Raw genomic sequence first — 24,822 nt, 5'->3', positions numbered from 1 at the left:
TGCCGGTTCCCAGCTATACCAGCTCTCTGTAAATACAAGTTTCCTCTAGCTTTTGCCTCATCAATGATTTGGATTATAAAATTTAAATTGGTTTGTTAATCAAATTCGCCTTGGCGTATTTGCGTCTAGATTTTCATTACTCCACCTGTGCTTGCAGATGTTACTAGTTTTGAATATCTTGCTAAATAGCCTTTTTTAATTTTTGGTTCAAATGGTTGTAAGTTTTCTCTTCTTGCAGCTAATTCTTCTTCGCTAACTTGCAATTCAATTGTTCTATTTGTTAAATCAATAGCGATAATATCACCGTTCTCAACTAAAGCTATCGGTCCACCATCTGCAGCTTCTGGTGAAATATGTCCGATAGAAATTCCTCTAGATGCTCCTGAGAAACGACCGTCTGTAATGAGTGCCACTTTCGTTCCTAATCCCCGACCTTGTATCGCAGAAGTTGGAGCAAGCATTTCTGGCATCCCTGGACCACCTTTTGGACCTTCATAGCGAATGACTACTACATGACCTTCTTGCACAGTTCCGTTATCAATGGCTTCCTGGGAAGCTTCTTGTGAGTCAAACACAATTGCTTTGCCTGTAAATTCTTTGATAGAAGGATCTACTGCCCCCACTTTAATGACTCCACCTTCAGGAGCAATATTTCCGAAAAGGACGGACAAGCCGCCTACAGGACTAAATGGATTTTCTTTTCGGCGTATGACTTGTTCATTTGTAATCTCTGATTCTTTCACATTTTCATAGAGTGTTTTACCAGTAATCGTCATACGATCAGGATGAACTGCTCCTGGAATCTCACAAAGTTCTTTAATAATGGCACTAACTCCTCCCGCAAGATGTACATCGTGCATGGAGTAATCAGAAGCCGGCATTATTTTGGATAAATAAGGAATACGCTTTGCTACTTCATTTATTTCTTTCACGTCGTATTTAATTTCTGCTTCATGCGCAATTGCCAGTGTATGTAGAACTGTATTAGTTGAACCACCCATTGCCATATCAAGTGCAAATGCATCATCAATCGTTTCTTTTGTAATCAAATCTCTTGGCTTCACATCTTCTTTAATCATTCGAACAAGATGCTTAGCTGCCACTTTTATAAGTTTATGGCGTTCATCCGAAGTTGCAACGATTGTACCGTTACCCGGCAAAGTCACCCCGAGCATTTCCATTAATGAGTTCATCGAGTTCGCTGTGAACATCCCTGAACACGATCCACATGTAGGACATGCATTTTGTTCAATATCGAGAAGTTGTTCCGCTGACATAGCTCCTGATTTATAAGAACCGACACCTTCGAAAACAGATGTTAAGGAAAGTTGTTTTCCATCAGCTGATGTACCAGCTTCCATCGGTCCACCCGAAACAAAAACAGAAGGGACATTCGTTCTCACCGCTGCCATTAACATTCCAGGTGTGATTTTGTCACAGTTTGGAATATAAAACACCCCATCAAACCAATGTGCGTTAATAACCGTTTCCGCAGAATCAGCAATCAATTCACGACTCGGTAGAGAGTACCTCATTCCGATATGTCCCATTGCAATCCCATCATCTACACCAATTGTGTTGAACTCAAATGGAATTCCACCAGCTTCACGTATTGCCTCTTTTACTACCTCTGCAAATTTATTTAAATGCATATGACCAGGAATAATATCAATATAGGAGTTACAAACACCAATAAATGGTTTATCTAAATCTTTCGTCTTCACTCCAGTAGCATAAAGTAAACTACGATGAGGAGCTCGATCAACACCTTTTTTAATCATGTCACTTCTCAATTTCAATCGCCCCTATACATACTTCTTAATTTACTTTTCGTATTGTAATTTTTTATATTGTGATTTTTTTCACAATCTTTTATATATTGTTGCTATCATATCGCCTTTAAAATACCTAGTCAATACTCTTTTTTAAAATTATCAGTTAGTTTTGAATATTCATAAATCATGCAACCGCTTACATCTGCGATATATCGCATTTTGTATGTCGAAAAAATTTTGTGAACATTTTGTTAAAATAAATGCGAATAAATAGACGAGATGAAGCATATGGAGAAGAAATATTGAGGAGAAGTTGAGAAGTGATTCTCTATCTTGCTATTCGCAAAATCTTTTTGACAATCACAAATTCAACTATCTATCTGACAAAAATATAAAAAAGACCCTTTCTCAGATTCGAGAAAGAGTCCGTTACCAAATATTTGGTTTTGCAACCATAAACCAGAGCATAATTAATAAAATGAAAATATACTGCCATACAGAAAAACGCAACTTTTGAATGAGAACAGTCGAATTTATTGTTCCTGCATAGAACTGACGGATCTTCGGTTTAAATGCTTTTGCAAGAAATACTATCGAGCTGAACATGACAACAATTGTCATAATTACCCAAGATGTTAACCAGGGCCAGTTTCCTTGCCACATAAGTAGGATACCTGAGACAACTAAAACATGTCCCGCATGCTTCACAATTCGAATCGTTGCTTGAAAAATTTCTATTAGAGAATCAAGTACATCTCCACTTTTCCCTATCATTCTATTTAATACGGGAAATAATACAATAAAAGGACCAATAGATAGAATTGCACTTATAATATGAATGAATAATATAAATTTATACATAGATTTATCACCTAAATATATTATACGTTATAAAATTGGCACAGAATGTGTCGAATAGAAAAATGTTTGATTCGGATAAAATCTTTTACTCGCAACATTTGGATGAGTATGCGCAACATTGGAGTGGTTACTCCCAACATTCCAACTTTTATTCGCAATATTATTGTTCAAACTCTCAATATATACTCACGAATGTGCAGTAATTAATTTTACATAAAAACAACCCCAATACGCATTGGGGTTGTTTCTTATTAATAGTTTATATTTTAAAATGACTAACATTGTTTTGAAGAATTTCTGCTAAATCTGTTAGCGATTGCGCGTTTGCAGTTATTTCTTCATTAGCAGCCAGTTGTTCTTCGGTAGCAGCACTTGTATCATTTGCCCCGTCTGCAGCAATTGCCGCAAGACGCTGAACTTCAAGTGAACCTTCAGAAACAGACTCTGACATTGCTTGAATTTGTTCAATCGCTGCGGAAACGGATTCCACTTTGATTCCGACCTCTCCAACAGCCGTTTCAATTTCTTTAAATACGTTCATTGATTCATTTGTTTTGGAAAGTCCCTCATCTACTATCACTTCGCCTTCTGTGATAGCTTTTGTTGCATCACTAGAAGCTGACTGAATGACTTGTACCATAGAAGCGATTTCCGTTGCAGAGTTTTTCGATTGCTCAGCAAGTTTACGCACTTCTTCAGCCACAACAGCAAAACCTTTACCGTATTCACCTGCTCGAGCTGCTTCGATAGCTGCATTTAAAGCAAGCAAGTTCGTTTGCTCAGATATATCTGTAATGAGCGAAGTAATACTTTGAATTTCATCTGAATGCTTTGCCATATTATTCATGATAATTGTCGTATCTACAAATGTTTTATGAATTGTATTCATTTGAGTTGCCACTTCTAGCACTACTCCTGAACCTTTTTTCACTAACTTTTGGACATCATCTGCGGCATGTAACATTTCTTCATTGCTTAAAGAAATTTGTCCAACTCCTTGAGTCAGTTCAGTCATAGCTTGAACAGAAGAATCCATATGACGAACTTGTTGTTCACTTGTTACCATTTGCTCCTCAGCAGATTTCGCTACCATTTGTGAAGAAGCTAAACTTTCCTCTGAACTAGCAGACAGTTCCTCTGCATTCGATGCAAGCTGCATGGATGAATCTCTTACACTTACCACAATCTCTCGAAGATCATTGGACATCCTATTGAACGCAGTTGCCATTTCACCAACTTCATCTTTATTTTTAATGATAATTTGTTCAACTAACAAATTCCCATTCGCAATTTCTGACAATCCTGCGGTAACTCTCTTGACTGGACGAGAAATACTTTTATTAATGAAATATGCTAAAACAATTCCTAATAGAATAGCGAATAAAGTTACACCAATAAAAAAAATGGTTGCAGCTTTCGCATAACTATTAATTTCTTCTCTAGTTTGAACTATATCATCGTTAAGAAATTGCTCTATTTCTCCTAAAATTTGCAACTCTTCATTACTAATAGTTTTCGCTTCTGAAGACAGTTTAATAATACCTGCTGTGTCATTCTTCTCTTTTGCTAAAATAATTTCTTGATTAATAGCTGCAAAAGAAGCTAATTTTTTATCGAAACTATTCATCAAATCTATTGTTTCTGGCGAGAAAAGTTTTCCTCTCAGTTCTTTTGCAAGATTCTCCGTAATTTGCAAATTCTCTTTTATCGCTTTTTTCGAAGCATCTGTAGTAAACAATAAATACTCCAGTGAATTTTGAGTCATCTCTTTTTGAGAGATCTCAATTTCCTTCAATTGGTTTAATTTCACTACTCGATCATCCAATAAAAAATTATACTTATCACTACTATCTGACATTGATGAAAGGGCTAAAAATACCATGATAATCATTATAATTAAAATAGAGGAAAACCCCATCCACATTTTTTTACCTATTGACCATTTCATATATAGCCCCCCATTCTTTAATTTTCAATAACCGAGTTAAACCGTTTAAACCCTACAAAATGTTCTTTCCAATAAGTAGAATCTAATTTCGCCTTCTCAACACCTTTAGTACCTGCATGAATAAATTCATTATTACCTATGTAAATTCCCATATGAGAAATGCCGATGCCATATGTATTTTCAAAAAACACTACGTCTCCAACAACCGGATTCGTAACACTTGCACTACCAGCAAAATAACTTTCGCTACTTTGACGACTAATCTTCAATCCTGCTTGCGAATAAACAAAATAAATAAATCCACTACAATCGAAACCAGCCATCGTATTCCCACCATACAAATACGGAATACCTTCCAACCTGCTTGCAAAATTTACTGCTAAACTATAAATTGCTTGTCCATTCGAAGAAAGTTGTTTTGCTTCATCATTTAGAGGAGTAGGACTCGTAATAAGTTCTTCAGCCTTCACTTGAACCGGTTGCACAATCGGTTCCGTTTTAACAGGAACTGTAGGTTTAGTTGTTGCTACAGTTTGTGATGGTTTAGTTGCTGCAACTGTTGGTGACGGTTTAGTTTTTGAGTTTGCAACGGTCGGCTTTTGAACGATTAGCTTTTGCTTTACAAAAATACTATCTTTCGTCAGTTTGTTCCAAATTATTAGGTCATTCACTGATACCTTATAAGCCTTAGCAATCTTCGTTAAGGAATCTCCTTTTTTCACTTCATACAAAGGACTAGAACTAGCATTTGCTGTCGCTGAAAATGAAAATAATAATACCGTTACTAATAGCACTTTTTTCACCATATTTATCATCCTTCTTTTTTACTAGTATGTTAATCATAACATTAAACTATTAATATCTCACTATTAATTTTGTAAAGATATTGCAAAGGAAATATCTCTTTTTATGGCTTTCGAGACTATTCACTAGGATGGCACCAAAAATTGTAAGTCTCAATAAACTCCCTAATAAGTAGTAGTTAAATTTACTTACACGTCGAACAAGAAATTGCTCCTCGGTTTTGAAATTCGCTTTCTGTGGGTGTGCTCTTAATACTAAATACTAGTGAGGTTTCAGTGACTAGCTGCTTTAGTTTAGATTATTCAGTGCCTTCAATAACCAAAGTAGATTCAAAAAGAGTTAATATAATTCTTCAATCCTTTCGATATTCAATGGCTTTGAAAAATAGAATCCTTGAATTTCATCACAACCTAAACTCTTTAGCTTTTCCCATTGTTCCTTAGTTTCTACTCCCTCGCTAACTACTTTTAGTGATAGTTGTTTTGCTAGGTCGATAATGGTTTTTGTAATTCCTAAACTTTTTTCATCACAATCGATTCTTTGAATAAACTGACGATCTATTTTTATTTCTTTTACAGGAAAATGCTGCAAATATACAAACGCAGAAAAACCAGTACCAAAGTCGTCAATACTAACTGAGAAACCTAAATCATTTAAATAATCAATTCGTTCCTTAACAGTATCGTATTCTATCATAGCCACACTTTCCGTAACCTCAATAACTAACCGTGCTGGAGAAACTTTATAATAGTTTAGTTGCTTCAACAAGTATTTTGGAAAGTCACTATGCAAAAAATGCCGAGAGGAAATATTAATAGAAATTGTATAATTAATGCGATGTCCTTCATTCCAGAGAGATAATTGCTTCACTGCTTCTGTAATCACCCACTCACCGAGCGGAATTATTAAACCAGTCGATTCAGCAATTGGGATAAATTCCATAGGACCCCTAATACCAAGTTCTGGATGATTCCACCTGATGAGTGCTTCAAAACCAGTAACCGATCCGTCATTGCAATTCACTTTTGGCTGATAGTATAATTCGAACTCATTGGCTTCTATCCCTTTTCGAAGATTCATTTCCGTAAGTAAATCCTTCGACTTTGAAGTGTACATTTCCGGTGTATAAAAGGTTTGTGCATTTCTTGAAAATTTCTTTCTTCCGTTATTTAAAGCAATTTGCGCTGCATTTAAACAAGCTTTTGCATTTTCTCCATGCTGCGGAAATTGGCTGAAACCAATCGAGTAGGTTAAATAAACTTCTTGACCACTTACCATAATTTTCTTGGCAAGTGCATCGTCAACTCTCTCATAATATCGCTCACCCATTTGTGGCTTATTCGCAGTATCAAAATAAATTGCAAAATGATCAAACCCAATCCTTGCTGTTAAATAAGGCTCAGGAAATAACATTTGAATTCGTAATCCCACTTCTTTTAAGACCTCATCTGCCCCATCAATTCCTAATACGTCTTGAATATCTTGAAAAAGATCGATTTTAAGGTAGATAAAGTATGTATCCATCGTTTCATCAACTTTTGTCATTCTTTCTGTTGTTTCTTCTAAAAAGGAAGTCAGTTTACTAAGCCCTGTCAAAGTATCTATAGTAGCAAGCTTTTTATATGATTCTCTTTCAATTAGAAGCATAATCGAATGAACAATCGATGGTAATACTAATAATTCATTTTTCGACCATTCTCTCTTGGTTGAACTACGAATACTTAGTATTCCTTTAGAGTCATTCCCATTACCAAACCGAAACTCTAATCGATAAGGGAATGGAGACATCTGAAGAATACTCTCTTCCATTTGCTTCTCTGTCCAAAATTGCTTTTCTTTCATCAAATCGAAGTAGTGTGGATGATCTTTTTGATGTACTTCTAAAACCCCATCTTCACTCTGAATAGAAGATGCAATATTACTAAGAGTAGAGTTATCACTCGAAAGAGACCAAATAAAAACTTGATCTACATCTAGAAGACTCAACGATTTGCGGCAAATTTCCACCAAAGCATCTTTTTGAGACAGATTGTACGAATGACTCATATCCAAAAGTTGATGAAGAATATTCTTATCATTTTTATTCCCGCTATCATCTATTGAGTTTAGTAAAGTATTTATCATACGAAATTCCTCCTTTCTTTTTGAGGAAAATATTACTATAAATATATCATATAATTATTAGAATAGTAAATCTATTTGTAAAAATTTGTTGGAAAATGAAGTCTTCTGTCAAATAAGCTTAAGTACTGGTCTAATGAGAAACATTTCAGCTACTTTCCTAACATTAACAAAAACACCGACTTTCAAGTACAAAGTCGGTGTTTTTTCATTTTTTATTGTCAAAATACATGCCATCAATAGCTTGTGTAGCTGCGTAAGGGTTCGAGTAAGAACTTTCATGACGTTTCTTTTGTTGGAGATCTTTTAGATCTCCTTTTACCATATCCATCACTTTTTTCAAGCTCTTGTTAATACCACGATCCAATTCTAGTAAATGATCGTATAAAGAATGGGTGGAAAGGTCGGTGTTTCCTAAAACTTGAATCGAATGCTCACGTACGTCAAGTAAATGATTAATTTGCTCAATATAAGCTGTTCGTTCATCTTCAGAAGGAATATTTGTTAAGTGAGAAAAAAGCTTTTCAGATGCAACTAGAAACTGTTCTACCTCACCCATTATGCCTGGTCTCCAGTAAATTGCTTTTGTCGATTTATCTGAATTACTTGTTTCCATGTATCTCGAAACTCGAGTACATACCCTTCTACTTCTTCAATAATGTTCACATCATTTTTTATATTCGCTTCAATTAGACGATGGTTTATATATTCATACATTTGCATCATAGACTTTGAAACTTCAATATTCATGTTCAGGGTCACCATGAGCTCTTGTATAATTTTTTGAGCCTTTTGCAAGTTAATGTTTTTTTCCTGGACATTTTTTTCAGTAATTGCAATCTTCGCTTTACCTAAAAACTTTAAGCATCCATTATAAAGCATCAACGTTAATTCTCCAGGTGATGCAGTGCTCACACTATTATTTTTATAAGCTTGGTGAACCGATTGTGCTGCCAATAAGATACAACTCCTTTAATGTAACTCAAAAACTAATCACTTATTGATTATTACCAAATTGGGAAAGGTATGAAGATTGGTTGTTAGCTTTGCTAATTGCTTTCTCCATCGCGGTAAATTGTTTCCAGTAACGAGCTTCTACATCTTTTAAACGATTTTGAAAGCTTGTAATTCGACTATTCATATCAATCAGGCTTTTACCCATTGCGTACTGCTGATCCGTAGAAGATACTTTACCAGCTTTTATTTCAATTTTTCTTGTAAATTCTTTCATGGAATCGCGTAATCGTTGAACAATACCACGAGAGTCTTCAGTAGAGGTTTTTTCTCCTGATTGAGATATCGTTTTTACAACTTGATCTGGGTTGTCTGTTAAAGCTTTTCGTAATTTATCTTCATCTATTACTAGTTTACCACCATCTGAATAATTACTAGAAGTAGTAATTCCCATTTGAGCAAGTGTATTGATTATACCAGGTTCGCTCCCCACTCGACCATAAATAGCATCACGCATACTATTTAAACCATTGCTTACGATTGAATCGCTTCGTAAAAGACCACTTTTTGCTTTTTCATCCCAAAGCTTTTGCTCGCTTTCTGACATATCTTTACGTTGCTCATCTGTCAAAGGTGGAAAATCGCGGTATACTTTTTCTTTTAACTGGTCGTTCATACCTGCAATTAGTTCGTTGTATTTAGTAACAAATTCTTTTACTTTGTCGACCATAAAATCAATATCTGTATCTGCTTTTAACTGAACTGGTGCAGTTGCTGCATCCTGGGGCATATTATCGTTTTGAATAACTGTTGCATCGTATTCATTGGAAAGTTGAATACTTCTAGCTTGTTTTGCAGCTAAATCGTTTGTGGTTCTCGTAACATTTGTGTTTGCAATGTCAAGCTCGACATGTTTTTTAGCTATAGAATTTAGCGCACTAAAATCAGCTTCATCCATACTTTGCAGAGTTGCACGGTCTTCTACCTTTAAGCCTTTTAACAACGCTTTGGATTCACTAGATATATCTAATGAATCTATATCAGCGTTTTCCATTGTTTCAAGTGCTCGAAAATCTGCCATGTCACTTTCACTTAAATTAGCCAAAGCGTTTTTAAGTGAATTATTACTACTAACCTCATTTGTATAAATATTGCGCTGATCATCTGTTAAGTCATATTCCAAAGCATTATTGTATGCATCTTGCTTTGTATTTTGATTCGTAATAGCATTATTCATTGCTGTTTCTGCAGCAGTGACATCATTTTCAGCCTGTGTCTTAGCCGTTGCTAATCGGGCAACTTGTTCTTCTAACGTATTTTTAACGTTAAAGGTAGAATTTAACGTTACAGTGTATCCTGAAATAGTAAAAGTGTTTGACGAACGCTCCGATGTAATACCATTTACTTTAAAAATTGCATTCGTACCACCAGTAGCCAAATTTGTGGAGTCCGTCATTCCTAACGCAGAAAAAACATTATTTCCTGCTGTAACTTGTACTTCCGCTCCTCCTTTTATATCCCCAGTGTTTTTAGCAGTAATAGATAGTTTACCATTTTCAAATAATGCGGAAACACCTGCATTACTATTATTTATTTTCGATATAACCTGACTAACAGTGTCAGATCCCTTAATTTCAATATTTGTAGCTTCTTTTGCTAAAGTACCATCTGCTTGAATAGCTTTTAATGAAATAGTTGTATCCCCACTAAAACCAGCAAGTTCACTCATCTTTGTACTGCCAGTTACGGTTCCTCCTGTTGTAGTAGAAATTATATTACCAACCTGTCTTGCTGCAGTTGCTAATTGGGATACACCTTCGAGTGATAACGCGCCAGTTGCTGAAGAGGAGGCTTTTGCACTCACTAAATTTGAATTAGAGCTTGTTACTGTTTTTTTATTAAAATTACTAGATAACGAAAAGTTATCAAACAAATACGTATCAAACGTTTTTAATTTTGTATTAATTGAACGATAAGTATCGCGCTGCCATTCGAATGTTGTCTTCTTTTGAAATAATTTATCGAGCGGAATACGCTCTGCTTTCATCAAATCCTTAACGATTTGATCGATATCCATTCCTGATGCTAATCCGCCTATTCTCATTGGACCTGCCATTTATAAAACCTCCTAATATTATATCTTCTCGTCTACAATCATACCTACAAATTTTTGCATCGAGTAAAATGCATCTAATAATTTACGAGGAGGTACTTCTCGAATAACCTCGTCCGTATCTGCATCCACAACTTCTACATAATAACGGTCTAAGCCGTCATGCAGTACAAATTTGGAATTGTGATTTTGAATTGTCATAAATTCATTTAATGCATCCACTGCCTTTTGCACTTTATCTTTCGGAATACTTTCTTTTTCGTTTGCTTTTTGTTCTTCTTGCATGATTTGTTTCAGAGAATCTTCCACCACAATTGTTTTTGTTGTTTCCACTACAGTCTCTTGTCTAGGCTGTGTAACAACTGCAACATCCTTTGTTTGTGCCTGTGCTGATATACGCATTCTAGGCTCTCCCCCTATGCTTACAATGTTCTTATTTACACTATCGGCATTTTTTTAGAAATTTTCACTTTCTAGCAAAATTTTCATATAATCTGTCGATAATAAGTATGTAAATAAAATAAATTCACATGGAGGTGAATGAATTGCAAATACAAAACCAGGCATGGATAGCCTTCTCCACCAACAGATATCAAAAAAACGATAATGCAATAACAAGAACACTTGAAAAACTTTCCGGCGGGGATAAATTAACTCGTGCTGCTAATAATGCTTCCGGATTATCTATCTCTGAAACATTACGTGGACAAATTCGAGGTCTAGGTAAGGCACAGCAGAATATGCAGGATGGCATTTCTGTTTTAGAGTCCACTGACGCAGGACTTCAGCACGTAAGTAGTGTGCTGCAAAGAATACGAGAACTTGCTGTTCAAACTTCTACTGATACTGTAACAGATGATGATCGTGCAGCAGCACAAAAGGAATTAGACCAATTGCTTAGCTCTATTGATGACACCTCTGAGAAAATGGAATTTAACACACAAAATATTCTTGGAGATGTACGGCCGCTATACATACATGTTGGTGCAAATGCTGGTCAAACATTGCGTATTGATACCGTGAACGTTAGTACTGCTTCATTAGGGTTAGAAATTGCTAAACTTTCTACTAGAGATCAGGCAAAAGATTTAATTGCAAAAGTTGATAATGCATTATCAACGATATCTAATCACTTAGCTAACACAGGTTCAGATTATGAAGCTCTTTCTCACCATAAAGATAATGTTTCTAATATGGAATTAAGTTTACAAAAAACGGAATCTCTTATTCGTGACCCAGATATGGCTTTTGAAATGATGGAGTTTGTTAAACAAGGCATCCGTCAAAAAGGTGATGAGTTACTAATTAAACAAACAAACCAAAATGTTAGTAATGTATTAAAATTATTTAGATAAACAAAACACCAGATTACTAGCATTAGCTTTGTAATCCGGTGTTTTTTAACTTCATAAAATTTCCAATGACATTCAGTGATTTAGCATGAGTAAAAAAAAAATAAAAATAACTATTTTTCTATTAAATTTTTTAATACTTAAGTAACAGAATGCAATTAATATAGTCTGCTTAGTTATATTAGATATATTTATAACCTAAAAGCTTTTTGAAATTAACCATTCACACCATAAAAAGTCTTCTTCCGTATCAATATCCAAGGATCTACTTCTGGGCATTTCAAACGCCACTGTCTCCTCGTTCAAAAAAGACTTTGTATGTGTTAAGCTTTCTATTCGTGCTACGTATACAGCACCATTTAAAGAATACACTTTCGGTAAATCCTGACGTCTAACTGCATAATTATCTTGCTCAATAATTTGCTCCATGTTCCCATTTTCGTCAACTTTATACATCCAATATGGAGATTTATCTGGTACTGTTACACTAACACAATAGTCCACTCCTTTATCTAGGAGCATCTGTATAGCACCATCTATATCTTCCGCTTTTCTAAGTGGTGAGGTAGGTTGTAATAACACTACATAATCATAACCCGGACATTGATTGATTGCATGTAAGACTGGATCGATTCCAGGAGTATCGTCTTGTGCTAGTTTCATCGGTCGAATAAATGGTACTTCGCATCCATACTTTTTAGCTTCTTTTATTATTTCCGAATCCTCAGATGACAATATTATTTTGGAAATGTATTGAGATTTTTTCGCTTCTTCAATAGTCCATGCAATTAAAGGTTTACCGTTTAAATCCCTAACATTTTTTCTTGGGACACCTTTAGAGCCCCCTCGTGCGGGTATAACCGCTAAAAAATTTGGCTTCATTGAGATCGCTCCCTATACTCATAATTAGCCCGTTCAAAATCATCTACTCGACCTATATCTAGCCAATATTCACGAATCGGAAAAGCTGATACTAACATATTATTTTCCATTAATTGATTAAATAAATCTGGCATATCATAAAACTTGCTTTCCGGAATAAGATTAAAAGCCTCAGGGCTTAGTACATATATCCCCGCATTTACAAAACTACGATGTATTGGTTTTTCAGTAATGTTTTTTAAAAGTTGACCCTCTGTTTCAATTACACCATAAGGTATTTGATATTCATATTCTCTAACACACATTGTTGCAACTGCTTTAGATTCTTTATGAAACTGTAAAAGTTGCTCAAAATTTACTTGTGTTAATAAATCTCCATTCATCACAAAAACTGGATTTGACGGTTTTTCTTTTAATAAAGATAGCGCGCCAGCTGTACCCATTCTTTTTTCTTCTTCTATGTAGGAAATTGATACTCCAAAAGCATCTCCATCTTGAAAATAATCCTGGATTATTTCTTTTTTATAATTAACGGATAAAATGAAATTTGTAAATCCATTCTGTTTAAAGCCTTCAATAATAGTTTCTAAAATTGGTTTATTTCCTACATGAAGCATAGGTTTTGGTATATTATTGGTCAATGGGCGTAATCGAGACCCCAGTCCACCTACCATTAGAATAACAGTATTGTTTGACTCTTTTTCGCTTACAGACTGATCAGTAAAAATAATATCAACAATTTTGCCTAATTCATCAATTATTGGTAACTGCTTCACCTTGTTTTTCTTTAATATTTTTAAATAATTTGAACGTGTCCTTCCAGAAGAAGCTGTTAAAGGAGTTTTATTCATTACATGTTGAATTTCAACCTCTAATCCTTCACCACGTAAAATCCCTCTTCGAATATCCCCATCCGTTACTGTACCGAGTAGTCGCTGATTTTCATCAACAACCAGAGCGAATTGGAGAGAGGAATCATCAATTATTTTCATCGTATTAAAAAGAGAAGTAGATTCTCTTACTAGAATGTCTTTCCATTGTTTCACCTATTACACTTCCTTTGCGGGAACTCCAATAGCTTTTTTTCCTGCAGCTATATTATGTATAACAACAGCACCTGCACCTATTAAGCTATCATTTCCGAGAGTTATTCCTTGAATAAGGGTAGCACCGGTTCCAACATGACATCCATTTTTAATTTTAACTCCACCAGATATCGTTACACGAGGTGCGATATGTACATGCTCACCAATATTGCTATCATGATCTATACAAGCGCCAGTATTAATAATTGTATTATTTCCAACTTTGACATTTGTTTGAATAATAGCCCCTGCCATTATTTGAACACCTTCGCCTAGAGTTACCGATGGGGAAAGAATGGTCTGCCCATGAATTACTTTTGCAAATTGAAAACCTAGTTGTTTCATTCTTTCAAACAAGGACTTTCGAATATTTGAGACGTTTACTGTACCTATTCCTAAGATTAGTTCTATTTCATTTGGATTATAATTTTGAATTGCCATATCTGGACCAATATATTGTAATCCAAAAGTATTGCTCTCTTGCGAAGGTGCTGTATAACCTAATATAGTCCGGTTTTGGGTTAACAAAATTTCTGTTAGTACAGAAGCATGGCCACCATTTCCTATTAAAATAATAGGTTTATTTAACAATGAAATCATCCTTTTTATAGCTCTTCTTCGCTTTAGTTCCTAAAAGTGACCAATAAAAGGAAGGAGCTAAACCTGTCCCTGGTCTCTTTACCATGATATTTTCATTTGTAATAAAATCATCTTCATTTATATCTTTACTTGCAACTACGCTTTTTCTTGCAGCATTTCGATTACTTAATTCAATACTTGTTGGAGCCTTTACTCCACTACCTAAAGCAATCTCGACATTTCGAATACTTGTTACCATCTCAAGTAATTCATTTGGCTCCAATGAAGCTAAATGGTCTGGTCCTGGTAATTGTCTGTCTAGAGTAAAATGCTTTTCTATTAACTTTGCACCTGCTCCAACTGCTGCAATAGGAACTGCAATCCCTTCGGAGTGATCTGAAAAACCAATCGGTAATTGAAGTTCATTTTCTAATTGTTTCATTGCGTTTAGGTTAATTGTATTAAATGGTGCAGGGTACTCTGTTGTACAGTGAAGAACAGTTACAAATTGCTGTAATATCTCCTTTGCTTTCTTAGTTTTATAGAAAGCGTGTACTTTGTCGACCTTTACTTCTTCATTTGGTTTTGATAATCCAAAAGCTATAAATGAAAGAGCCTCATGTATCTCATCCATTGTTGCCATCCCAGTAGAGATTATCATCTTCTTTTGTTTTGTAGCAATATAATGTAAAAATGGTGTATTTGTTAATTCACCTGAAGGAACTTTAACTATCTTCATTAGCAGATCGTCTAGTAAAAAATCGACACTTTCTACATCAAAAGGTGTCGATAAAAATTCGATATCTAATGTGTCGCAGTATTCTTTTAAACTTTTAAATTCTTCAAATGAAAGTTCAAGAGACTTCAACATATCGTATTGAGTAGTTGCTCTCCCTAGATTTTCAACTTGATATGCTGCTTGCTTTGCGTCTCTTGTAACTAGATTCTCCGCTTTAAACGTTTGAAATTTAACAGCATCTGCACCAGATTCTTTTGCTTTTTTTACTAATTCCTTTGCAATTTCAAAAGAACCGTTATGATTTACACCTGCTTCAGCAATAATATATGTATTCACTCCATCCGCTCCTTAAGCAACATAAATGCCTCCGCTTCTTCAAATCCGCTTGCTGCCCCTCTTAAATAAGCTAGAGAACGAATTGCTTTTTCACTTCTCGGAAAAGGAAAATCGTTTATTTCAGAAGTGAAAATACTCATAATCTCTACCTTTTTCTCCAAAAGACCACTAATATTTACATATATATTTGGTTTAAAACCATTTGTATCTGGATCAATTGAAAAATCAGTTTCCGATAAGGTTTCATAGACTAGAACTTTTTCTACAGATGGATATCGGAACCATTTCGAACAAGCCATAGTTGCGTCAAAAACAGCCTTGTGGTCACTATGTATATCCCCTGGATATGGTACAAAAACAATATGTGGTTGAACCTTTGTAAATACGTTACTAATGTTTTTGACTAAATCACCCATTGGTATTCTATCAAGCTCTGATGTTGGAAATTCTAATTGAAATACTTCATCAAATTGATAACAACTCGCTACGTCGCAAATCTCTTTTTGACGCTGTTGTTTTCTTTCATCTGAAAAAGTGTTCCCCATTCTTGTCACGATAAGCCAATAAAGTTGCTGATTCTGTTTCTTATATTTTAATAAAGTACCCCCACATCCTAATGTCTCATCGTCTGGATGAGGTGTAACTACAATTATTTTTTTGTTCATATATAATCTCCTATTTTAGGAATATCTTTTAATTCACACTCCGTAATTTCTATTAATCCATCACCAGTTTTTACTATGAATGAATCCGAACTTACTGCCAGTATTTTACCGGGTTCGATATTTTTATAATTCCAATCATCCAGCAGTACCTCTTTTGCTGACCATACTTTATACTCGTGATCTTGATAAACAAAATGTGCACCTACATATGGCTTTGTCAATGCTTTAACCAACTGTAAAATGTTTTGACTACCCATTCTCCAATCAATTTCTCCATCTTTCTTCGAACGCTTTCTCCAATAATTTGCTTTACGCTCGACTTGCGGGATAGGTATAATTCGATTATTTATCAGATCATCTGTCAATTGAATTACTTGTTTTTCTCCAATTTTTAATAACTTTTGATAAAGTTTTCCTGCATCATCACTTTCACTAATCGAAACCACTTTTTGGTTTAATATATCCCCTGAATCTGCTCGATCTGATAAATAAAAAAAAGTAGAACCTGTTTCTTTTAATCCTAACGCTAAAGCCCAAATAATAGGATGTCTCCCGCGATTTTGTGGTAATAGTGCTGGATGGTATCCAACTGCACCTTTTTTAGCTATGCTATATACCTCTCTTGGTAAAAGGTGTGACCATCCAAAGCAATAGATCACATCTGGACTCTTTTCGTGTATCCAACTTAAAAGAGTATTATTATCTTTATAATCTAACCAATCGATACCATGTTTAATTGCGAATTTTTCTAAAGAAACATGATCTGCATTAAAATTAGATTGCGTTTTCGTTACTATACCTGCTATTTTTGCCTCTGTATTTCTATAAACAGCTTTTAGGAAATACTCGCTTGATTGAACACAGCCAATGAATATAATTTTCATAATTCACCTCTACACGATATCATAAAACTTCTTCTTCAGAATTGTATCCAAAGTGAATTGTTTTAAGACATGAATCATTTCTTCAGATGTGCTACCTGAGCCATAAACTTGATTCATTGTTTGAATTTTAATTAAAAAATCATCGCTAATTCCTTTTTTTATTGCACGGAGAATCTCATTCTTTTCGAAATTACAATCAATTACAGAATCTGCTTTAAGTCTTCCCCTTTGACGATCCCCTATATTGATTGTTGGTTTCAAAAATATAGGTACTTCCACTAATCCACTTGAAGAATTACCAATTACAGCTTTACAATGCTTTATCGCACTTAAATATCGAAGCTGCCCCAAAGAGTCAAAGACAATACTGCGTTCTTTGTTTTGTTGGACATAACTCTCAATATGTGCATTTATTATACGTCCATCGGTATCCGCATTGGTTTTAGTAAAGATCACTTTATAATCTTGAAATTCATCTAATACAGAAAGAAGTATCTTTATCTGATTCTCAGCAGTACTATCTTCAAGGGTTGTAGGATGTAATGTCACCAAGAAAAATTTATCTGTTTTAAATTGGAGAGATGCATTTAAAGCATCTTTTGTTAATAATGAGGTATTTTTTATTCCCTCTATCCCTAAAGTTCCTACATTAAATACCGTATCGGGCTGCTCACCCATTTGTATTATTCTTTTTCGATATTCTTCTGAAGCTGCAAAATGAATATGAGACATTTTCGTAATTGAATGGCGAATAGGATCATCAATTAACCCTTCTGTTAACTCCCCGCCGTGTATATGAGAGATAGGAATTCTTGATACCATCGCCGCTTGAGTAGCTGCTAATATTTCAAAACGATCGCCTAATACAACAATAATATCTGGTCTTAACGCTTGATAGGCATCAGCAAATCCTATTACACCTAAACCAATTGATTTTGTGATCGCAGCTGGTGTATCCCCTGATAATAACATGTCAATTTTTTTATCAATTACAAAACCATCGTTCTCTATTTGACGAAAGGTTAATCCGAATTCAGGTGATAAATGCATGCCTGTCACAATTAGTTGTAATTCTAGTTCATCGTCTTTCTTAATTTTATTCATCAATGAATATAATAAACCATATTCAGCTCGTGTACCTGTTACTACACAAATTTTACGCTTCATTCCTTATCCCTCACTTACTGGTGTGCTTGGAATATTTATTATTAAGTTCTTTAAATTATCCGTTGTTGATAAGTCTGCTTTAGGCATATATGAATATGGTTTCAGCTCATGTAGTGGTGTCCAAATAGGTCGACTCATTACACCTTGATCATTTAAAAAATCTAGAACTTCATCTCTATTATAGGTATGGTCTAGTATTAATGTTTGCAACCAATAATTGCTTTTAGTATGTTCAGGTTCCTTAAATAATCGAACTCCTGTAAGATCATCAACAAGTTTTTCATAGACAAATGTAATCTTTCTTTTTTGCTCAATAAATAATTGCATTTTTTCAAGTTGTGCACATCCTAATGCAGCATTAATATTTGGTAAACGATAGTTGTAACCTACTTCATCATGGTTATATACCCACCGATGGGGAATTTTTGCTGTTGTAGTTATGTGTTTTGCATAATCAGCAATGTCCTCATCATTCGTCAAGATTGCTCCTCCACCACCGGTTGTAATAATTTTATTACCATTGAAGCTAAGAGCACTCACTTTTCCGAAACTTCCTGTATGTTTCCCTTTATAATACGATCCAAGGGATTCTGCTGCATCTTCCACTAGTATCAAATTATATTTTTTACAAATTGCCTGTAGCTCATCTAACTCCACTGGATGCCCAAAGGTATGCATTGGTACAACTGCACGAATTATTCTACCAGTTTCCTTATTAATAAGATGATCTCCTTTATAGTCACCAATCTGTAAAATATGGTCTTCTAACTTTCCAGGATCAATCCCTAACGTATTTTCAGAAACATCTACAAAATGTGGAACTGCGCCTAAGTAAGAAGCTGCATTAGCAGTAGCAACAAAAGTTAATGCAGGCATAAACACTTCATCGCCTGCCTTTACACCCGCTACTTTTAATGATACATGAAGAGCTGCAGTACCGTTAACGACTGCAATAGCTCGTTTAACACCAGTAAATTCTGCTAATTCTTTTTCAAAACGCTCTACATATTTACCAACTGATGATACCCAACCTGATTTGACACAATCTGTCACATAATCTACTTCTACATCTGTAAAAGTAGGTTCGTGAAGTGCTACAAAATCTTTTTCATACATCTTTTTTACTTCAGAAGTAAAGGTTAACCATTCGTTTCTCATATGTTATACACATCCGTTTTATATGATGCTAGATTTTCAGACTTGGTAAACCATTCAATCGTCTCTTCCAACCCTCTTCTAAAACCTTCTTTTCCTCCAAAAGAGGGCTCCCAACCAAGTAATTCTTTTGCTTTTTTATTTTCTGCCCATAAACGCTCAACTTCACTTTTTTCTGGTCTTAAACGTTCATCATCTGTTTCAATTTTCAAATTCACATTCATAATATTAGCAATCATTTCAGCTGTCTCACCTATAGTAACCTCATAATTTGAGCCAATATTAATCACTTCACCAATAGATTTCTCACTATTCATTACCGAAATAAAACCACTTACTGTATCTTTGACATAATTAAAATCACGAGTAGGGCTGATAGCTCCTAATTTTATTGTTGATTTTCCTGAAGCAAGCTGTCCAATAATAGTAGGAATTACTGCTCTTGCTGATTGTCTAGGGCCATATGTATTAAATGGACGAATTATAGTTATAGGAGTATTAAAAGAACGATAAAAAGACAACGCCATTTGATCCGCACCAATTTTAGATGCAGAATACGGTGATTGTCCTTGAAGTGGATGCTTCTCATCAATTGGAACATATAAAGCTGTTCCATAAACTTCACTAGTAGAAGTGTGCACTACTTTCTCTATTTCTAGTTCTCTTGCTGCTTGAACAATATTAAGCGTACCCTTAATATTTGTATCTACATAGGTATCTGGCGAGTGATAAGAGTAAGGTATCGCAATGAGTGAAGCTAAGTGTAAAACGTGTGTACAGCCTCTCATTGCTTCCTTTACTCCATAGGGGTCCCGAATATCCCCAGCAAAAACATCTAAATTGTTTTTTATTTTCGATGGAGATTTATCAAGCCATCCCCACGAATTGAAAGAATTATAATATACAAATGCTCGTACATCATAGCCTTGTGTAACAAGAGCTTCTGTTAAATGAGAACCAATGAAGCCGTCAGCACCAGTTACAAGAATTTTCATCATTTCACCCTTCTTCATTTCTTATTTTTCCGTCTTAAAAGCTACAATTCCTAATTGAATAGCCTCTTCAAAAAAACTTGCCGCTTCATATTCAAATAAATCTGCTAATAAATTCTCATCTTGTTGCTCTAAAACAATATTAATTTCCTTTAATAGTTCTTTCATTTTTTGGCTATTCAATAAAATTAAGTAATCATTTCTTTCGAGAACATTTATAGAATCATTTATCCATTCCATTCCTTCCACAAAATCTCCAATAGAACAGTAAGCTTCATCCCGTTTGTTAAGCCTTAAATATTCTGCTATTTTAATACATCCTTGTGGAATTTTAGATATGTATTGATTTAAGCTTTCAATTAATTCTTTTAATTCTTTTTCAATGTCTAGTTCCATCATAATCTCTCCTTATCAAGTTGTATCCATACCGGAGATTCTAATAATCCCAAAAGATACTTTTGAATATATTCAATGTAAATCTTAAACTTTTTTATCATTTCGACACGCTCTTGGTTTGTTTCAAAGTTATCCTCAAAACCATATTCAAACATATTATTGATAGATTTAGTAGTAGAATAAAGCATATTTAAAATATGAGTTTCTAATACCTCATTTTCTCTCAAAGATTTTATTAAAAGCAATACTTTTTTTAAGTCTTTTAATGATACTGCAGACAAATTCATTTGATTTATTTTGCGAACAGCATAATCAACATCCTTCTTACACGCTTCAATTTTGCTCAAAAAATCTGCTGAATAGGTGTAATTTAGATTAACTTTATCTTCAGATCGATTAATCCAACTTTTTTCAATCTTATTACCCAATTCGATATCTTCTGAATTAATATAAGGTACATCTTTAATTTTTGCCCCATCTTTTGCTAAATTATAAATCTGAAGCTTTGAATTAGTTTTAGTGATAATAGAAACAACATTATTAAAACTCTCTAAAGTTGAGGCTAAACCAAATGTAGTATGAGTCACACTACCATTATTTGACTCTACTTCAATCGTTTCTCCAAGTTTTTTCATATTAGCATGTTCACTAACACCTGATGCATAGTACTGTCCATTTGCCAAAGCTAAATCCTGTCCGACCATATATACATTCTTGGCACCAAGAAAATGAGATAATAATAATGAGTATAATGCTACAGACGGCACATTTGGAACATTTAGTAGATCCTTACGTTCGGTAGCCGTTATGGAGTCTTGAGCAAAATTTGTAACAAAAATTTCTCCTTTGTGATTCTTTAAGATTGAGTGATTTGTAGTTCCTGTAGTAATAATAGGGCCAGTATACTGTGTTTTCTCAAAATGTGCTGTATAGTTAATTAAGGAGCCATCCATAATTGTAACAAAGTCGGGCATAATATTATTGTTGATTAAACCATTTACCGCTGAACCTGAAGCAATGATATAAGCTGAATCAATATTCTTCTTCATAAAATCAATATGATCCGACATGGAAGGGCCCGAGGAAACAAGAATTACATCTTTATCGATAAAATTATCCCTAATTTCCAAAATAGATCTTGCTTCTTTAGTTATGGAAAGATTTAATATAGGCTCGGTTATCCACTCAAATTTAAAATAGTTTTCTGTATTTTTATTAATTGTAGCAGTTACTATACCCATTTTTATTTTTTCAACTATTGGGGAAAGTAGCCCTGCATTTACCCTATCATAGTTTGGATGTATTAATACTTCACAATCCATTCCCATAGAGTTTCTTATTGCACCACTTAACTCTAAATAATTTAATTTGGAATTATAAAAGAGATTAATATTCTGTTCCTTTAAAGTTTCTATGTACTCATCAGAGTAATTAATTTCATCAAAAACTTCTAAAATATAAAACTTTGATTTATATTTTTTATTTAATAGATATTCTAAAATTGTCCCATTTCCACTTCCAATAATAAAATAGAACATATTATTATTGATTGGTTGGCAAAAACGTTCAATCTCTTTTAGTGGAGATATTTCTGAATTTAGTGGTATGATTTTGTTCGTTTCATTATCAAATATTTTTATTACTTCAATTTCTCTTTTATTTAGTTCTTTTGTAACTTTATACATACAATCCCTCATTCGTTCTTCTAAGGAAAATAAAATTCACCTAATATTTTTTTAATATAGCAGCTAGTTTAGTTCTTCTATGTAATATACTTTATAAAAAAAGCTGAAGCTATAAGCTTCAGCTTTTTTTAATTACTAATTATTATTGTAGTAATTGAAGTACGCCTTGTGGTTGTTGGTTAGCTTGAGCTAACATAGATTGTGCAGCTTGAGTCAAGATATTGTTCTTAGTGAACTCCATCATTTCTTTAGCCATATCAACGTCACGAATACGTGATTCAGCAGCAGTTAAGTTTTCAGAAGTTGCACCAAGGTTATTGATTGTATGTTCCAAACGATTTTGGATAGCACCAAGATCAGAACGTTGAGATGAAACAGTTTTGATTGCAGAATCAAGTAAAGCAATTGCACTGTTTGCACCTGATTGTGTTGCAACACTAACAGCGTCGATACCTAATGCTTTAGCGCCCATTGTAGCAACTGAAACTGATAAAGTTTGTCCTGTGTTAGCACCGATATGAATTAGTTTACCTGTGAATGTTCCATCTAATAATGATTGAGTGTTGAACTCAGTGTCAGTAGAGATACGTGTGATTTCAGTAGTCAATGCTGAAATTTCTTTTTGAAGTTCTTTACGGTCATCATCAGTATTTGTATCATTTGCAGATTGTACTGATAATTCACGCATACGTTGTAAAATTGCATGAGTTTCGTTAAGAGCTCCCTCAGCTGTTTGGATTAAAGAAATACCATCTTGAGCGTTTTTAGTAGCCATATCTAAACCGCGGATTTGTCCACGCATTTTTTCAGAAATAGCAAGACCAGCTGCATCGTCTCCAGCGCGGTTGATTTTGAATCCTGAAGAAAGTTTTTCTAAGTTTTTAGCAGATGAACCTTGATTAGCTGTTAAGTTTCTGTGTGTGTTTAAAGCTGAAATATTGTGTTGAATTCTCATTGTGAGATTCCTCCTTGAATTTTGGTTTATTTAGGTCCACGTCCTTGTGGAATTTGTTTGGCATTACAAGGTCGGCCGCCCCATTTTTGCCTTACATAAATAGTATCGTACTAATCTTTAAATGTTTAATAGTTTTTAAATATTTTTTTTCGAAAGTTTTTCAATTAACGATTTAGAAACATTTAAAGCTTCTTTATTTTGTTGTTGGATACTTTCGTATACTTCAGAACGATAGACTTTTACGTTTTTCGGAGCAATAATTCCTAGTTTTACTTGGTCACCCTCCACGCTAAGTATCTTCAATTCAATTTGATCGCCAATCATGATAGATTCGTCTTTTTTTCGAGAGAGTACGAGCATTAGGCGTAACTCCCTTCGATAGGGAATCTTAATGGATATGTGTTTGCGTCTTGTAAGACAAGTTGTTTCGCAATCTTTTGTTTGTGGTTAATGATAACTGGTGCTTGCAAGTTTAAAGTTGAACTATTAAAAGGTTCTTTTAAAGTTACTATTGAGTATGTGATTAAATCCTCTGACGCTTTAATTTGAAGTTCTTCTTTGTCTTCCTCAGCTAAATCAAATGCATAGTCTTTTTTAAAGATAAATGGCAGAGCAATTACGAAGCCTATTTCTTGCTCTTTTATTGACTGTAATACAGCAAATGCTGAGTCTTTTTCTAATGGTAGTATGATAAATTCTTTTATTTGTTCGAATCCTGGAAGTCCGTTGGGAAATTGGATGATTTCTTTTTCCTCTATTATAACTTCTCCTAAAAATTTTGTTTCGATATTCATAATTTGCTCCTTTTAGACAATTACGTCTATTTCTATCGATGGGTTTTGTAACATATAACCTGACACTATACCTGGTGTGTACACGTGAATTGGTTTATTTACTTGGGCACTAATTTTCGCTTTTTGGGTTTGGACATTAATATCTAATTTTGCAGGAGTGTAGTCCAGTTTAACAGAATCTACAGAAGGAATAAAATCTATTCCTAGTTTCGCTGGCACAGGGAATGAATTTTTCTTCGCAATCGCAGGAATTGCATTCTTATTATGCGCAATGTCCATCATTTGGTTACCTTCGCTCGCACGTCTTGCAATTCCTTCCATTACTTTTTGCCGTCCTGCTTGTGCATATTTTGCAGAAGATTCTAAAGGGCCAATCATCCCTACATCTCTACGGGCTTGGGAAGAATCAATTCTCATAAATCCTTGCTTAGTTTCAATGTCAATAATTGCAGCAGGTTGTTCAATATGTTGAGTTGCTTTTGGCTGACGAATTATCTGTTTAGCGTCTTCAATGTTCAGACCTAATTTAGCATCGGTTGTTCGAATTTGTATTTGTGGAAAATCCATTTAATCTCACCTC

General features: G+C 34.4%; 25 protein-coding genes. 1 reads left to right on the top strand and 24 read right to left on the bottom strand.

What is annotated here, in order from left to right; all coding sequences use genetic code 11:
• Positions 1-125: 125 nt before the first annotated feature.
• The 9 genes from ilvD to ACFVR1_RS00290 form a co-directional block, all read right to left on the bottom strand.
• Positions 126-1,793, bottom strand: a complete 1,668-nt coding sequence (ilvD, locus tag ACFVR1_RS00330) for a dihydroxy-acid dehydratase (RefSeq protein WP_387578892.1) — start codon at positions 1,791-1,793, stop codon at positions 126-128.
• 411 nt (positions 1,794-2,204) lie between these two features.
• Entirely contained in the window at positions 2,205-2,636 is a 432-nt protein-coding gene (locus tag ACFVR1_RS00325; RefSeq protein WP_387578890.1) for a hypothetical protein, read from the bottom strand.
• A gap of 259 nt (positions 2,637-2,895) precedes the next feature.
• A complete protein-coding gene (locus tag ACFVR1_RS00320; protein ID WP_387578888.1) occupies positions 2,896-4,584 on the bottom strand; it encodes a methyl-accepting chemotaxis protein in 1,689 nt (562 codons plus the stop codon).
• Between the two features lie 17 nt (positions 4,585-4,601).
• Positions 4,602-5,390, bottom strand: a complete 789-nt coding sequence (locus tag ACFVR1_RS00315) for a C40 family peptidase (RefSeq protein ID WP_387578886.1) — start codon at positions 5,388-5,390, stop codon at positions 4,602-4,604.
• 337 nt (positions 5,391-5,727) lie between these two features.
• Complete coding sequence (locus ACFVR1_RS00310) at positions 5,728-7,512, bottom strand: putative bifunctional diguanylate cyclase/phosphodiesterase (RefSeq protein WP_387578884.1); 1,785 nt, start codon at positions 7,510-7,512, stop codon at positions 5,728-5,730.
• Positions 7,513-7,717: 205 nt separating this feature from the next.
• On the bottom strand, positions 7,718-8,068 hold the full coding sequence (fliT, locus tag ACFVR1_RS00305) for a flagellar protein FliT (RefSeq protein ID WP_387578882.1): 351 nt from the start codon (positions 8,066-8,068) through the stop codon (positions 7,718-7,720).
• Positions 8,068-8,466 (bottom strand): flagellar export chaperone FliS, encoded by a 399-nt coding sequence (fliS, locus tag ACFVR1_RS00300; RefSeq protein ID WP_387578879.1) that lies wholly within the window; start codon positions 8,464-8,466, stop codon positions 8,068-8,070. Before fliS ends, fliT begins: the two co-directional genes overlap by 1 nt.
• Positions 8,467-8,506: 40 nt before the next feature.
• Positions 8,507-10,579 (bottom strand): flagellar filament capping protein FliD, encoded by a 2,073-nt coding sequence (gene fliD, locus ACFVR1_RS00295; RefSeq protein ID WP_387578876.1) that lies wholly within the window; start codon positions 10,577-10,579, stop codon positions 8,507-8,509.
• An 18-nt stretch (positions 10,580-10,597) separates the two neighbouring features.
• Complete coding sequence (locus tag ACFVR1_RS00290; protein WP_387578874.1) at positions 10,598-10,978, bottom strand: flagellar protein FlaG; 381 nt, start codon at positions 10,976-10,978, stop codon at positions 10,598-10,600.
• Between the two features lie 143 nt (positions 10,979-11,121).
• Between ACFVR1_RS00290 and ACFVR1_RS00285 the strand changes: the two genes are divergently transcribed.
• Positions 11,122-11,931 (top strand): flagellin N-terminal helical domain-containing protein, encoded by an 810-nt coding sequence (locus ACFVR1_RS00285; protein WP_387578871.1) that lies wholly within the window; start codon positions 11,122-11,124, stop codon positions 11,929-11,931.
• Positions 11,932-12,126: 195 nt separating this feature from the next.
• On the opposite strand, the gene ACFVR1_RS00280 is transcribed toward ACFVR1_RS00285, so the two are convergent.
• The 15 genes from ACFVR1_RS00280 to ACFVR1_RS00210 form a co-directional block, all read right to left on the bottom strand.
• A complete protein-coding gene (locus ACFVR1_RS00280; RefSeq protein ID WP_387578868.1) occupies positions 12,127-12,810 on the bottom strand; it encodes an acylneuraminate cytidylyltransferase family protein in 684 nt (227 codons plus the stop codon).
• Positions 12,807-13,856, bottom strand: coding sequence for a nucleotidyltransferase family protein (locus ACFVR1_RS00275; protein WP_387578866.1), 1,050 nt, complete (start codon positions 13,854-13,856; stop codon positions 12,807-12,809). Before ACFVR1_RS00275 ends, ACFVR1_RS00280 begins: the two co-directional genes overlap by 4 nt.
• A gap of 3 nt (positions 13,857-13,859) precedes the next feature.
• Complete coding sequence (locus ACFVR1_RS00270) at positions 13,860-14,486, bottom strand: acetyltransferase (protein ID WP_387578863.1); 627 nt, start codon at positions 14,484-14,486, stop codon at positions 13,860-13,862.
• Complete coding sequence (gene neuB, locus ACFVR1_RS00265; protein ID WP_387578861.1) at positions 14,476-15,549, bottom strand: N-acetylneuraminate synthase; 1,074 nt, start codon at positions 15,547-15,549, stop codon at positions 14,476-14,478. Before neuB ends, ACFVR1_RS00270 begins: the two co-directional genes overlap by 11 nt.
• On the bottom strand, positions 15,546-16,214 hold the full coding sequence (locus ACFVR1_RS00260; protein ID WP_387578859.1) for a PIG-L deacetylase family protein: 669 nt from the start codon (positions 16,212-16,214) through the stop codon (positions 15,546-15,548). The genes neuB and ACFVR1_RS00260 overlap by 4 nt, the downstream gene beginning before the upstream one ends.
• Positions 16,211-17,098 carry a methionyl-tRNA formyltransferase gene (locus ACFVR1_RS00255; RefSeq protein ID WP_387578857.1) on the bottom strand — a complete coding sequence of 296 codons (888 nt, stop codon included), beginning with the start codon at positions 17,096-17,098 and terminating at the stop codon, positions 16,211-16,213. The genes ACFVR1_RS00260 and ACFVR1_RS00255 overlap by 4 nt, the downstream gene beginning before the upstream one ends.
• Before the next feature lie 9 nt (positions 17,099-17,107).
• Positions 17,108-18,265: a UDP-N-acetylglucosamine 2-epimerase gene (neuC, locus tag ACFVR1_RS00250; protein WP_387578855.1), complete on the bottom strand. Its 1,158-nt coding sequence runs from the start codon at positions 18,263-18,265 to the stop codon at positions 17,108-17,110.
• Positions 18,266-18,268: 3 nt separating this feature from the next.
• Positions 18,269-19,423, bottom strand: a complete 1,155-nt coding sequence (locus tag ACFVR1_RS00245; protein WP_387578853.1) for a LegC family aminotransferase — start codon at positions 19,421-19,423, stop codon at positions 18,269-18,271.
• Entirely contained in the window at positions 19,420-20,415 is a 996-nt protein-coding gene (locus tag ACFVR1_RS00240) for an NAD-dependent 4,6-dehydratase LegB (protein WP_387579922.1), read from the bottom strand. Before ACFVR1_RS00240 ends, ACFVR1_RS00245 begins: the two co-directional genes overlap by 4 nt.
• A gap of 21 nt (positions 20,416-20,436) precedes the next feature.
• Entirely contained in the window at positions 20,437-20,808 is a 372-nt protein-coding gene (locus ACFVR1_RS00235; RefSeq protein WP_387578851.1) for a hypothetical protein, read from the bottom strand.
• Positions 20,808-22,493: a motility associated factor glycosyltransferase family protein gene (locus tag ACFVR1_RS00230; RefSeq protein ID WP_387578849.1), complete on the bottom strand. Its 1,686-nt coding sequence runs from the start codon at positions 22,491-22,493 to the stop codon at positions 20,808-20,810. Before ACFVR1_RS00230 ends, ACFVR1_RS00235 begins: the two co-directional genes overlap by 1 nt.
• 142 nt (positions 22,494-22,635) lie before the next feature.
• Positions 22,636-23,448: a flagellin N-terminal helical domain-containing protein gene (locus ACFVR1_RS00225; protein ID WP_387578847.1), complete on the bottom strand. Its 813-nt coding sequence runs from the start codon at positions 23,446-23,448 to the stop codon at positions 22,636-22,638.
• A 135-nt stretch (positions 23,449-23,583) separates the two neighbouring features.
• Positions 23,584-23,808: a carbon storage regulator CsrA gene (gene csrA / locus ACFVR1_RS00220; RefSeq protein ID WP_387578845.1), complete on the bottom strand. Its 225-nt coding sequence runs from the start codon at positions 23,806-23,808 to the stop codon at positions 23,584-23,586.
• Positions 23,808-24,242: a flagellar assembly protein FliW gene (gene fliW / locus ACFVR1_RS00215; protein ID WP_387578843.1), complete on the bottom strand. Its 435-nt coding sequence runs from the start codon at positions 24,240-24,242 to the stop codon at positions 23,808-23,810. Before fliW ends, csrA begins: the two co-directional genes overlap by 1 nt.
• Positions 24,243-24,254: 12 nt before the next feature.
• On the bottom strand, positions 24,255-24,809 hold the full coding sequence (locus ACFVR1_RS00210) for a DUF6470 family protein (RefSeq protein WP_387578841.1): 555 nt from the start codon (positions 24,807-24,809) through the stop codon (positions 24,255-24,257).
• Between the last annotated feature and the right edge of the window lie 13 nt (positions 24,810-24,822).

Origin of the sequence: Psychrobacillus sp. NPDC058041, assembly GCF_042885655.1 — a bacterium.
Taxonomy (GTDB): domain Bacteria; phylum Bacillota; class Bacilli; order Bacillales_A; family Planococcaceae; genus Psychrobacillus.
This window is presented reverse-complemented; position numbering and strand designations above follow the sequence as displayed.